Origin of the sequence: Bradyrhizobium sp. AUGA SZCCT0169, from assembly GCF_018130085.1 — a bacterium.
Lineage (GTDB): Bacteria > Pseudomonadota > Alphaproteobacteria > Rhizobiales > Xanthobacteraceae > Bradyrhizobium.
In genome coordinates this window covers 1-13,518 of the sequence record NZ_JAFCMC010000028.1, presented here as the reverse complement: position 1 = coordinate 13,518, position 13,518 = coordinate 1, and the positions used below count along the sequence as shown (strand labels likewise).

Genomic DNA, 13,518 nt, shown 5'->3' with positions numbered 1-13,518 from the left:
AACTGATCAGACGAGCGGGTCAACCCTTAACATCATGTCCCTTGTGGGTCATTCGCGTCGGTTTGGCCGGACCACGGCGACTTCCGGTCTACCCCGGTAAACGGAATTTCTCAGATAGGCCGACACGTCTCGAGGTGCCAATCCGACCTCGATGCCCAACCTTGACAGTCTCAGTGCGCTAGCCGCGCTGAGGCTGTTCGTCAGATCTTACCATTCATCCGAGACGACATGGTCGCACACGTAGCAACGGAAAATTCTCATTGCGGCTGCGCCAAGCAAGCATGGAAGGTCTCCCAAGTGCGTCATGCTCGAAGAACATTTTTCGCAGCTTCGAGATGGGTCCGTTTGATCCAGTGATTCAGCGCTTGGCAGTTCCGGAAATTCCAACCTTGCCGGCCCGCGCAAACCGATGTGAAACAATGTCGTCCGCACCAGCTATGCCGCACAGGGGAACTAACCGACTGTGCTAAATTGCTCACACTTCATGTTGCCAAGCTCCTGCAGACAGCAATGAGAGGGAACCGCCGACGTCGAGGAGCGATCCCGCGCCGTCGACATTGATGGTTCCTGTTCGTGCGCCTATACTGCCGATAGTAGCCGCGCCGGCCTGGTTAGATGAAGGACGATATCCGCAGAAGCGTTAACTTGCGAATGGCCCCGAGCTTTCATGCCGCTCCCTGCCGGGTCTGAGCAGAGAGATTTAACGCCTGTGTTGCGGCGACCGGTTGAGCCGGCACCTCAATAACGGACATTGTCAGCCAAGCCCGTCAGGTCCGAAAAGTGCCAGACTCGGACATCGGCCAGTTTATTCGATCACCCCGTCGGCAAGCGCGAGCAGCGGTGACGGAACCCGGATTCCCAACGTCCTTGCCGTCTTCAAATTGATGAACAACTCAAACTTGGATGCTTGCATCACCGGAAGGTCAGCGGCCTTTTCACCTTTGAGGATTCTGCCTGCGTACACGCCGGCCTGTCGGTACATTTCGTTGATGCTCGCACCATAGCTCATAAGACCACCAGCCACGGTGTACTCCCGCAAAGCATAGATTGTCGGTACTGCGAGGCGCGCCGCCAGTGCAACAATTCGCTCGCGCTGGCTTTCGAAAATTGGATCGGTGGTTACAAGAAGGGCCTCCAGGGGTTCTTGTACTGCTGGCTGAAAAGCGGCGTCGAAATCCCACCTTTCACCGACTCTTAGTCCTTTCACTTCCCATCCAAGCGTCCGCGCGGCGCTTTCTGCGGCCGCTCCTTCGGCCTCACTAGCAGGCGTGGTTGAGTTCACAAGAACACCCAACAGCTTGGCTCCTGGAAGCAAATCGTGCAGCAGAGCAATCCGCTTCGACACGATCTCACCTGAAAGAAGTGTGATTCCAGTAAGGTTGTTGCCGGGACTATTCAAACTGGCGACGAGCCCGAATGCAACGGGATCGGCGCCCATCGTAAAGATGATCGGAATTTCGGAAGTCGCTGCTCTTGCAGCTCGCGCAGATGGCACCCCACCCGTCGCGGCAATCACCGCCACGCGACGGCGAACCAAATCAACCGCCATTTCTGGCAGCCGTTCGTATTGACCCAATCCCCATCGGTATTCGATGGCGACGCTGCGGCCTTCGACATAGCCTTTTTCCGCAAGGCCGTCGCGGAACGCAACTACGCGAGACTCCAACTCTTTGGGCGAAGCACCGTTGAGAAAGCCGATTACTGGTAACGCCGGCTGCTGCGCGAATACGGTCAGCGGCCATACAGCTGCCGCGCCGCCGAGAAGTGAGATGAACTCGCGCCGCTGCATTCGCCCTCCATCGGGGCTGCACTTTGCGCAATACGCAAACCTAACATTCTTCGACTAAGCGGCAAGTGCAAAGGCGCACCGATCAACTGTCGACGGTGCGGCCAATGTCCGAGTTGGGTCAAACGCGTCACTTTGACAGCGCGCCGCGAACTTCCGCTCTTCCCCGATCAGCGGACATCGCCGATCAGGAGCGTCAGGTCCGAAAAGTGCCACAAGGAGACTCATGCACCGCAGCAAATTGCCTCTCTATTCGATCACCTCGTCGGCGATGGCGAGCACCTTTGGCGGAATTTCGAGGCCGAGCGCCTTGGCGGTCTTGAGGTTGATAACGAACTCAAACTTGGTCGATTGCAAGACCGGCAGGTCGGCGGGCTTGGCACCTTTGAGAATTCGCCCCGCGTAGATGCCGCCCTGACGATGCGCGTCGGTGATGCTAGTGCCGTAGCTCATGAGACCCCCGGCCACTGCATGCTCGCGCACAGCGTACATTGCGGGCATCGCATGGTGCGCCGCAAGCGCGGCCAGTTGTTCCGCGTGGGCGATAAGGAACGGATCAGCGGCAACAACGAGCGCTTCGACTCGCTGTTGCAGGAGCGTTGCAAAAGCCGTCTTTAGTTCGTCGTCTGTGCCGGCATTGACGACAACCAGTTTCCGCCCGAGCGCCTGCGCCGCCGCCTGCGCCTCTCGCAGCTGTATATTGGCATCCGGAAAATTCGGATTCACGAGCATGCCGATCACCGTTGCCTTGGTCACCAGTTCGTGCAGCAGTTCAAACTTCTTTGCCGCCAGCGCGCTTATCATGAAGCTCACGCCCGTTAGGTTGCCGTCAGGCTTGTTGAAGCTGGCGACAAGGCCAGACGCGACCGGGTCCGTACCGGCCACGAAGACAATTGGAATGGCCGCGGTCGCGGCCTTAGCCGCTTGAGCCGACGTGATGCCGCCCCCGGTCGCAACGATCACCGTCACCTTGCGGCGAATCAAGTCGGCCGCCAGAGCCGGCAGTTGATCGTAATGACCCAGCGCCCAGCGGAAATCGATCTCTACGTTTTGCCCGTCGAAAAATCCGACCTCGCCTAGCCCGCGACGGAACGCGGCCACATTGGCCACGGAATCGTCCGGCGATCTGCCGCTGAGGAATCCGATCACCGGTATCGCCGGCTGCTGCGCACGCGCAGCAAGCGGCCAACCCGCCGCCGCACCGCCTAGGAGCGTGATGAACTCGCGCCGCTGCATGTCCGACCCTTAAGCTCAGGAGACGGCATCTTATCGGTTCAAACGAGTACTTTGATAGGGGCTGAAACCGGCATCAAAACGATTGCCGCATTGCACAGCCAATGTCGCTGTTGGGTCAATCGCGTCGTTTTGACCATGCGCCGACCACTTCCGGTCTACCCCGATAAGCAGACATTTTCAGCGTCCATCGGCATGTCTCAAAGGTGCCAGAAAGCGACATCATTCAATAACCTCTGATGCGCTCGCGAGGAGCGCAGGAGATACATTCAGGCCAAGCGCCCTTGCGGTCTTGAGGTTGATGATCAGGTCGAATTTTGTCGGCTGTTGGATTGGAAGTTCTCCCGGACTAGCACCCCCCAATATTCTGACGACATACTCGGCGGTGGCACGATACTGGTCTTGGATATCGGGAGCGTAGCTGACCAACCCACCCTGCTCAGCGTCATCACGGCGCTCATAGATCGTCGGGAGCCTGTGTTCCGCCGCACTATCGATTATGAGGCGCCGCTGGGTTGATGAAAAAAATGGACTGCCACGGATCACAATACCTTGGGCACCACGGGCAAGCGCCTCGCGCATTGCAGAACCCACTTCCTCCGGTCGTTGCATCTCAACAAAGCTATACTCGACGCCAAGCGACTTCGCGGCCTGATCCTGCCCGGGAGCAAAGAGGCCCCAGATCGAGCGGGCCGAAAGGACGGCAATTCGTTGAAGGCCCGGCACCATCTCTTTGATTATTTCGAAGACTTTACCGGAAATATCTCGCTCCATGCTCGCAAAGCCAGTTACGTTTCCACCCGGACGCGACAGGTTCTTGATGAGGCCCCCCATGAATGGGTCCGCCGCCGAAGCTGTTACGATAGGAACTGTGCTGCTGGCGGCGGCAACAGCCCGCACAAGAATTGTGCCCTCCGTAACGACGATATCAACTTTCTTGTTCACCAACTCGGCGGCGAGTTCTGGCAGCCGGCTAACATTTCCGTCGCCCCACTGCTCGACGAGAACGAAGTTGCGAGCTTGGATGAAACCCTTGTCGGAGAGCGCCTGCAGGAAAGCATCAAGCTCGCGTTGAGGAGGCCGGGCGGCACGTAGAAACCCAATACGCCAAACTTTAGCTGGCTGCGCTCGTGCGCCTAAACACCAGAGTACTGCGCCGCAAACTGCTGCAATAAGCACACGTCGCTTCATGCCGAACCCCAAGTTGCGGGCCAACGTAGCAGACTGGGAAGGAAACGTAACGTCCGCTAAGGGTCTTGGTCGTGTAAAAACGCCCTTCTAAGGAAGTCGGTGAGAAGCCAGGACCGGTTCGGTCTCAGGCCGCGATCGCAGTCATCAGCGGCTTGGTCCCGACGATGTTCATGACCCGTGTGAGGTTATAGGCGAGGACCGAGAGTGCCATCTCGGCGGCTACTTTTGGAAGCGTTTTGGTAAGGAAGTGTGTCGCTCCCATGCGGGCTTTCATCGTGCCGAACGGATGCTCGACCGTCTCGCGACGCAGGCGCATGGCTTGTGGGTTTGCATCAAGGCGCTGCTGCACAGCTTCGAGTAGATGCTCATGCTCCCATCGTGGAATCCGCCGCTCTGGCCCTGTCGTGCACTGCGATTTAAGCGAACATTCCTGACAGGCTGTGGTCCAGTAGCGCCGTAGCCGCTTGCCGTCCTCCTCGCTCGTAAAGCGATAAGGCAGTTGCTCCCCAGCTGGACAGCGATAGGCGTCCTCATCTGGCAAATAGACAAAGTCCTGCTTGCCGAAGCGGCCATCTGACTTGGCACCCGACGTCTGCGGCTTGGGCAGAGTTACCGTGATGCCGGCCTCGTGACACGCGAGGATTTCCAGGCTGCTGAAGTAGCCGCGATCGGCAACGGCCTCGAGCGTCTCGGTCTCGAGAACAGCCTTGGCCTGCCTGGCCATATTGGCCAGTTGAGCCCGATCTGAGCCGCTGTTCGTTACCTCATGCGTCACAATCAGATGATGCTCGGTATCCACGGCGACCTACACGTTGTAGCCGACGACGCCGGACCCACGCCCGCTCGTCGCCATCGAACGGCTGTCGGGATCGGTCAGCGAGATTTGCTGGTCGGGCGAAGCGAGCATCTGCTTCTCGTAAACGGCAAGCTTGCCCATTTCCGCCTTCAGTTTCGTCAGTTTCTCGGTAAGCCTTGTTACCTTCGCGGCCAGTGCCTCCGTCGGTTCCTGTCGATCGGCGGTATCAAGTTGGCTCAAATACCGCGCGACGCTCTCCTCCAGCTGGGCGCGCCGCCGCTCCACTTTCGCCCGTGTGAAGTTCTTGTCCCGGTTGTTCACGGCCTTGAACTTGCTGCCATCGATGGCGACGCTCGCCGTCGCGAGAAGGCCCATCTCACGGCAGAGTTCGACGAAGCGAGCACATACCTTTCAGGCCATTGTCTTTGCGGAAGTCCGCGATCGTCTTGTGATCAGGAGCGAGCCGGCCCAATAGCCACATGACTTCGACATTGCGGCCGGCCTCGCGCTCGAGCCGCCGGCTCGACCGCGTTTAGATAGCCGTAGATGTACAGCTTCAGGAGAACCGAGGGATGGTACGACGGTCGCCCGGTCGCTGCCGGTTCCACCCCTTCGAAGTTCATCTCAGCCAAATCGAGGGTATCGACAAACACGTCGATCACGCGAACAGGGTTGCTCTCGTCAATGAAATCATCGCATTCCGGCAATAGCGTCCATTGCCCACGATCCGCCTGCTCAACGAAGCGCCGCATCAGCTTCCCCCGCAGAATCACGAGAGAATCATAGCAAAGCAGCGACGTTTTCACACAGCCAGGGTCATTTTCGGAAGTTAGCAACCAGCTGCCCCGAAGTCCGATCTGTACTTGCAAGCGGACATCGTCTGTCACAACGGCCATGTCTGAAAAGTGCCAACCGCAACCGCCAAAGGGCACGATCTTGAGCGGCTGCACGCTCCCGTCACTGATCCAGGTGCCCGACACACGCTGCTCCCGTCGGCCGCGCCGCCTCTGCGGGTAACACAACCTTGTTGATAAACTTCGCGGCCCCTCCGGGAAGGGGGAGCGGGATGCCAGCGCCATCAGGAGGTTGCGGTCCGGAAAGTTCAAGATGAGCTGGCCGTGCGAACCGGAAGCAAAGTAGGCCGGCGACCCGTCGCGTGTCGGCCTTGTCCACCAGAGATATCCGTAACCGGCGTGGACCGGCTCACCGCCGTCGCTGTGCGGGCCGGCCGTTTGCAGAGGGGCCACACCTCGAGGAGCAGTTCGAGTTCATTCGCAATCCCGCCTGCCGTGCTCGCAACAACTGCAAGTGGATATGCCCACTTCGGCGAAACAATCTTTCATTGCCCAGTGTCGCTTCGTTCCATTTCCCGCTCCGCGCCAGCGAACTGGATTCAATGTTCCAGGTCCGGAAGTCGCGACCGCATTCGATCCCTCATCGGCGCGCTTCAGAGATTTGAAACCTGCAACAGCTTGCGGTCGCCGATCCAGGTTCTGGCAAGGTCGGCCTCCGCCTTGCGGGCTGCGGAGCCATCACCGCGTGCCTTGTGCAGTTCCGCGAGCCCGTAATACGACCAGCCATTGGCGGGCGCCCGGCTGAGCGCGCGCTGGAATTGCCGCTCCGCCTCGGCGTAACGGCCGGCCTGCAGCAGGGCGGCGGCAAGCGACTGCCGGATCGGATAATACCAATAGGGCGGCTCGGTGTAGGCCAAGGCGTCCTGCAATGCCGCCGCCCGTTCGAACCGGATGATGGCGGTACGATAGTCGCCCTTGGCCTGCGCTACGCGGGCGAGGATCACCGTGCGCGCGATGCGGAGCACCTCCTGCGCCGGGACGCCCGAATCCTTCAGCAGCTTGAAGTCCGCGGTGCGCTCGATCGTCTCGATGGCGCTGGCTGCGGCAGTAGCGCCCGCGAAGTCACGGTTCGCCACCAGCGCGACGCCGCGCACGTAGAGCCACATCGCCTTGACATAGGGAATCGCATCGCCGGGATCTTGCAGCGCCAAAATGGTCTCCGGCGTGCTGAACTGCGCGTGCGCGAAGTATGGCGCCGCCTTGACCGGCTGCACCATCGCAATGCCCTTGGCCGCCTCGCTGGGAATGAGCTGGCCGAGCTTCTCCGCAGCAGCAATCACGGTCGGGCCGTCGCCGGCCATCTGCGCCGACGCCATCACGAAGTGCACGTTGTGCGGATAATAGCCGAGCCTGTAGACGCCCATCGGCGCGTTGGTCTCGGTCAGGTATTTTTCGTCGACCTTGACCGCGGTCTTGTTGTCTTCCAGCGCGTCGAGATAGCGGCCGACCCGATAATAGATGTGGCTCGGCATGTGCACGAGATGGCCTGCGCCGGGAACCGCGCCGCGCAACTTGTCGGCATAGGGTTCGGCGCGCTTGGGCCGGTCCGACGCCTCGACGGCATGAATATAAAGGTGAATAGCGCCGGCATGATTGGGATTACGCGCCAGCACGCGCTCCAGCGTCGGCACGATCGGCACGCTTTGTGGCTTGGCGTCGCGGCCGCCCGGCTTCCAATAGTCCCACGGGCTGAGATCCATCACCGCCTCGGCATAGAGCGTGGCAATCTCGTCGTCTTCGGGAAACTGTTTTGCTGCCTTCGCCATTTCGGCCGCGTAGGCCGCGTCGAGTGGCGCGCGAGCGGCCTTGGGATCGCTGCCGTAGCGCACTGCGATGGCGCCGATCAGCGCCTGTTCACGCGGGCTCGCTTTCCCGGCCAGCGCCTTCGCCTTCTGCGCGGCGTCATAGGCTGGCGCGACCGCGTCTTCCGGCATCGGGAGATTGATGTTGGGACCGAGCACCAGCGCCTCTCCCCAGAAACACATGGCGCAGTCGGGGTCGAGTTTTTGCGCCATGCGAAACGCGCGTCGCGCCTCATCGTGATTGAAGGCGTAGGCGAGACGCAGGCCCTGATCGAAATAGGCCTGCGCGCGCTCGTTCGCGGTCGTGACCTTCCAGGTGGTGGAGCCGATGCCGGTCCACAGCGGCGGCTCGGTGTCCGCAAATGCCGGCGCGGGGCTGGCTGCGTTCATCCCGGCGCGCGGCACTTCCGTCTGCACCAGGCGAAGCATCATGTTCGGCCGGGTGGTTGCCGTCGGCGGGCCGCAGGTCGGAACATCGGCGTTGACGATCGGCAGCGATGCATCCACGGCGGTTGCGCGTGCGTCCGCGAGAATAAAACCGCCCCCGGCCAGCAGCGCCGCCAGTGCCGTCCCGCCCAGTGCGGCAAGACTTACGGAAACCAGCAGGCTTTGCGATCGCGTGAATGTCGCCATGGTGGGCTCCAAAATCGGGCGGAGAGAAAAAATCTGCCGGATCTGGGGCTTCAGCGGGTCGTCGGAACTGGATCCAGAGAGGCCCTGAAACGAATTTTCAGACGTTTCCGTCCGTTCTGCAAGACGACTGCAATGTCTGTAGCTGCGACACGTTAGCGTCGGCGGACGGCTCGCCGCAATGGGTCAGCGGTGCTGCTCTTCCGCTTCGGGCACCGCGGAACAAGCTCGAGGAGGCAGCCGCCAAGAAGCTGCCGACTGCAGCTCGCTAAGTGAGCACCAACGCCATAAGGCCTGAGCACAGCAGGACGATACCTGCAGCGGTCACAGCAAGAAACGCGTATGAGGCAAATTCGTCGCCCATAGTGCACCTGTAAAACAGTCGTGCCGTCGAACTTTGCAGGAACGGCTGATGCACAAGTTACCGGGAAATCGTGTTGGGCAGATTTCGAGCTGGCGACAAAATGACTTCAGGACAGTTTCGTGGATCGTTACCGATGAAGTTTAACGAGGCAAGCGCGATCCAGAGTGGGTGGCGTCGCTTCTTCGACATGGAGCGCAGCGCACACGATCTCAGATGCGCAACTGCGCGTCGGGGGACCGATACGCCGCTGGCGACGTTGTTGAGAAAGGAAGATAACGACCTGCGTGCAAGAACAATTCTCGCTGGTGGTCATGCGAACGCCGGGGCGACGGCCATATTAGCTGGCCGCTTCGACCCACGTTTCCTTTCAGAAGTCGGCCGCATCTGCAGGCGTTACGTCCGCTTTGGTGCGCATGACGGACTCAAGCATGGAATTGCGCGAGGTCCGAAATGTGCCAAAATCAGATGGGCAGGAGCACGATTTCCGAATATAGCCTGTCGAGTTCACCGGCAGCGATCGACGCGGAGCGGTAACAGTTGCTCACCGGGAGCAGCACGCCCCGTGGCCGGACAGGAAAGAGCCGCGCGTCCGCCACGAGCGCTGCCGTCCGCTGTCGACGCAGGATCGTCAGCTTGACGCGCTCGAGATGCCGCAACAGCAATTCCGGTGCACTACAATGCAGGATGTCCGAATAGGGGATTCGCAGCGGCAGAACTCGCGCCAGTCCTCCCAGTCGGCCCGCTGCAACACGGTGAATGCGGCGCTTCACCACGAGATAGGCATAATCGGACCCGTCGCTGACGGTTAGCTGCAAGCAGTCATACCGCGCGTGATCGTCGAAGATCTGTCGTTGTTCGCCGGTCAGCCTCTCGCGGACCACGGCCGGATCGAAGCTGATGACCGGCCGGTTCGGCCCAAACATCGTCTCGGCCTGTAGCAACGGAAGCATGGCGATCCTGTGCGACTCCAGCGGCTTGAAACGCTGCGCCATGAGGGCAGTCCAAGAGATCGGCTGTGGGGTGAAGGAGGTATAGGTGAGCTGCGCGCCTTCCAGCTGCGAGGCAAGCAGGGCCATGCCCCAGCCGCGGTACTGCGCGTGTACGACCCAGGAAGACAGATTGCAGACGAGCACTGCCTCCCCGTTCACCTGACGCCGGGCGGTAACAGCTCCGATGAAGCCGACGACTGCGTTGCGGTCGAGGAGTATGAAGCCGCGCCCGTGATCGGACCACTCATGCTCGAACAACCGACGCCACGTCGCGGCATTGATGCCCGAGTCGCGGAAGGATTCCTCAAGGAAGCGGCAGATCGGCTCCCAGTCCTCCGGACCCACGGCACGAAGATGCGGGCCGGACTGACCAAACTGCTGCGCCGTCATTGCCTCCTCGCCGCCGGAGAGGACCGTGATCAAGCCTTCGATCGAGGGCGCCGCCAGAAAGGCCGAGGGGGCCACGGGACGCCCAGCATAGCTCTCGATCTCGAGCAGCAGGCTCAGCAGTGCCAGCGAGTCCGCACCGAGGCCAAGAAGATTGTCGGACCAGCCGATGGGCGCGACGCCCAGCACGCGCTCGCAGATCGCCTGCAGCTCCTGCGGCAGCCGCTCAGGGTCCGGGATCGCCTCACAGCCTGGCGGCGGTCCCCGCGGCACCCTGACGGCCGGAGGCGCCCGGAGAACCGGATGCTTGGCAATGGCATCGAGGCATTCCGGGTTCTGCAGGGCAGCTCGGTTCCGTACAGGGCGGCCATTCACCGCATCGCGCGCCGCGGCTTCGGACCGCTTGCCGTTGAAGGTGACAGGAAGCGCCTCGACCTGTGCGATGCGCGCCGGCACGAAGGCGGGGGAGCCGCAGCGCGCAAGCTCCGAGCGGATGTGCTTCGCCAGCATGTTGTCGAGCATCAGGCCTTCGCGCAGCACGATCAGGAGAACCATGCGCGTGCCACCGGGCTCCTCCTCTGCCTGCTGCTCGACCGCCATCGCCTCGAGGATCTCCTCGGTGTGATCGAGGATGCGGTAGATCTCTGCGGTGCCGATGCGGATGCCGCGTACATTGAGGACCCCGTCGGAGCGGCCATGCAGCCGCCAACCGCCATGGGGCGTGGCCTCGATCAGGTCGCCATGCGTCCAGAAGCCGGGGTTCTGGGCGAAATAGGCGGCATGGAAGCGTGTGCCGTCGGCATCACCGTGAAAACCGAGGGGGCGCGAGGGAAAAGGGTTGGCGCAGACCAGCTCGCCGATCAGTGCCTCCGGATTGTCAGGCGGCGGCAGCGAGCGGACATCGAGGCCGAGGCTGCGGCACTGTGCCTCGCCGCGATGAACGGGCAGGTTCGGATTGCCCAGGACAAAGCAGCCGATGATGTCGGTGCCGCCTGAGATCGACTGCAGCGGCATCGCCGCCTTCACCTGATCGCGGACCCAGTCGTACTGGCGGGGATGCAGGATGGAGCCGGTGGAGAGCACAGCCCGGAGCGCAGAAAGGTCGAACACCCGGCCCGGCGAGAAGCCCCCCTGCTCGCAGAAGTGCAAATAGGCAGGATTGGTGCCGAAGACGGTCACGCGCTCCTCGGTGACGATCCGCCAGAAGGTGTCCGGCCCTTCGAGCGGCCCATCGTAGAGGACGAGCTCCGTGCCGGAGGCCAAGGCAGAGAGCTGCCAATTCCACATCATCCAACCGCAGGAGGTCTGGAAGAACAGCTTGTCGCCCGGCCCGAGATCACAGTGCAACCGGTGCTCCTTCACATGCTCCAGCAGCGTGCCGCCGGTGCCGTGCTGAATGCATTTCGGCGCGCCCGTGGTGCCGGAGGAAAACATCGTGAACAGTGGCTGGTTGAACGGATGGCGCAGCCAGCCGGGTCGGGCGTCGCGGCCAACGGCATCGCGGAGCAGATCGGCGAACCTGTGCAGGGGCACCATCCTCTCGCCGGCGGGAAACGAGCCGTTGTCCAACGCGACGATCGCGGCAAGGCCCGGCAGACCGGCCGCCGCGCCGGCGACGCGCTCGGCGACGGCGACGCCCGGATCCCATGGCTCCGCCCGGAGACAGCCGAACAGCACCACGGGCTCGAGAGGGGCGAAGCGCGCGAGGATGGCGGGCACGCCCATGTCCGGCGCGCAGCTAGCGAAAGTCGCGCCAATGGCAGCGGTGGCCAGGGCGGCAATGACCACCTCGGCATTGTTGCGTCCGATCGCTGCGACATGGAGGCCAGGGCGCACACCCAGCCGCTGCAGCGAGGTCGCCAGCCGGGCGACCGCGATGCGCAGTGCGCCCCGTGTGAACCGGTCGCGGCTGCCGCCAGCGTGACAGGCCGTCAGGACCGTCTGGTCGGGACTGCCGGCGAGGAGGCACTCGGCGTAATTGAGACGGAGATCCGGGAAGAAGCGGGCGGTCTCGCAGGCATCGCCGACGCAGACCGGCTCGAGCGCGCCGTGCCGGGGCAGGTCGGACCACTCCAGGAAGAGGCGCCAAAAATTGCGGAACTCCTCCACCGAGAAGCGGTCCATCGCGGAATGGTCAGGCAAGTGCTGTCCGGTCCGGACCTCGCACCATTGCATGAAGGCCGTCAGTTGCGAATGCGCGACGGCCTGATCATCGGAGGGGAGCGCCGCTTCCTCGAAACTCTCATGAAAAGACCTTGCGCTATTGGTCAGAGGCAACTCCATGGCGCCCTCCCCCTGAAGCGCTAACACTATAATTGGGAAGAAGTGGTAGCGAATTGGGAAGAAGGTAATGGCAGATAAAATCCGTAGGTAATCATTTAGCGGTACTCGCGCAGGCATGAGCCTTGTCTTCATCGCCTCAGCGAGTGTCTCGCGCATCTGAATAAGAATTGTGAGTGCGCGCTTCCCTCAAAGCCCAGTTCACTCCCGGAGGTGCTGAGCGGTTGGGTCGCCTTTTACTCTTGGGAGGGAGACCGACAGCGCGCCAGCTTTGCCGTCCATCACCAGCTTGCAATCGAATTCCGTGCCGGCAGCGCGCAGCTAAGTCCGCTTCTGGTCGGTCGCTGACTTGGGCAGCTTCGGGTCATTTGGAGACAACAATGTTTGTGACCGTGGGGTCTGCCTTACTCCGCTGATCGGACATCGTTTGCTTTGCGCACCGCGGAACAAGCTCGAGAAGGCAGCCAGGAAGCTGCCGACTGCAGTTCGCTAAGTGAGCACCAAAGCCATAAGGCCTGAGCACAGCAGGACGATACCTGCAGCGGTCACAGCAAGAAACGCGTTTGAGGCAAATTCGTCGCGCATAGTGCACCTGTGAAACAGTCATGCCGTCGAACTTTGCAGGAACGGCTTGACGCACAAGTTACCGGGAAATCGCGTTGGGCAGATTTCGAGCTGGCGACAAAATGACTTCAGGACAGTTTCGTGGATCGTTGCCGATGAAGTTTAACGACGCAAACGCGATCAGGAGTGGATGGCGTGGCTTTTCGACATGGCGCGCCGCGCACGCTGGCTGGCAGAAATGCCTCACGTCGGCCGCCGACCCGGCGTCATGCAATCTGAACGGGGGTGCGACAAATCAACCCGACGGGCAAATCAATTCTGATTTACGGAAATCGTGTCAAGCCCCAAAATAAAAAAGATTTCTGTTTACCAGAACGAAAATCAGGTGCATATGTTTGCCCATCCCGTCCTACTCAGAAGGGCGTCGGCCGTCGTCACGGACGTTGGACGGGTTGCGGTGGACGCTGGTTTACGCCTCGACGACGGCGTGGATAAGCGTACGGCAAAACCGTGTGGTCCTGGCGCCCGTTGCTGGCGTCAAGCTGTCGGGTAGGCGAGAGCCGAAACGGCAGCGACGGAGTCAACCAAGAACTCGTCTCCGGGGAGATCACGGCATAAGCCGTAAAGCCATTGCGCAGGGAA

At 61.4% G+C, this 13,518-nt stretch carries 5 protein-coding genes and 1 pseudogene; all 6 read right to left on the bottom strand.

Going from position 1 to position 13,518, the window contains the following annotated elements; genetic code table 11:
- Positions 1-805: 805 nt before the first annotated feature.
- The 6 genes and pseudogenes from JQ609_RS25435 to JQ609_RS25410 all read right to left on the bottom strand — a co-directional run bounded on the left by JQ609_RS25435 (position 806) and on the right by JQ609_RS25410 (position 12,315).
- A complete protein-coding gene (locus JQ609_RS25435; RefSeq protein ID WP_212275557.1) occupies positions 806-1,789 on the bottom strand; it encodes an ABC transporter substrate-binding protein in 984 nt (327 codons plus the stop codon).
- A 246-nt stretch (positions 1,790-2,035) separates the two neighbouring features.
- Positions 2,036-3,022 (bottom strand): ABC transporter substrate-binding protein, encoded by a 987-nt coding sequence (locus JQ609_RS25430; RefSeq protein ID WP_212275555.1) that lies wholly within the window; start codon positions 3,020-3,022, stop codon positions 2,036-2,038.
- A 219-nt stretch (positions 3,023-3,241) separates the two neighbouring features.
- On the bottom strand, positions 3,242-4,210 hold the full coding sequence (locus tag JQ609_RS25425) for an ABC transporter substrate-binding protein (RefSeq protein ID WP_212275554.1): 969 nt from the start codon (positions 4,208-4,210) through the stop codon (positions 3,242-3,244).
- A 124-nt stretch (positions 4,211-4,334) separates the two neighbouring features.
- Positions 4,335-5,758: pseudogene (locus JQ609_RS25420) on the bottom strand (IS1182 family transposase).
- 695 nt (positions 5,759-6,453) lie between these two features.
- Entirely contained in the window at positions 6,454-8,295 is a 1,842-nt protein-coding gene (locus tag JQ609_RS25415; RefSeq protein WP_212275552.1) for a M48 family metallopeptidase, read from the bottom strand.
- Positions 8,296-9,117: 822 nt separating this feature from the next.
- A complete protein-coding gene (locus JQ609_RS25410) occupies positions 9,118-12,315 on the bottom strand; it encodes an acetoacetate--CoA ligase (protein ID WP_212275550.1) in 3,198 nt (1,065 codons plus the stop codon).
- Positions 12,316-13,518 lie beyond the last annotated feature (1,203 nt).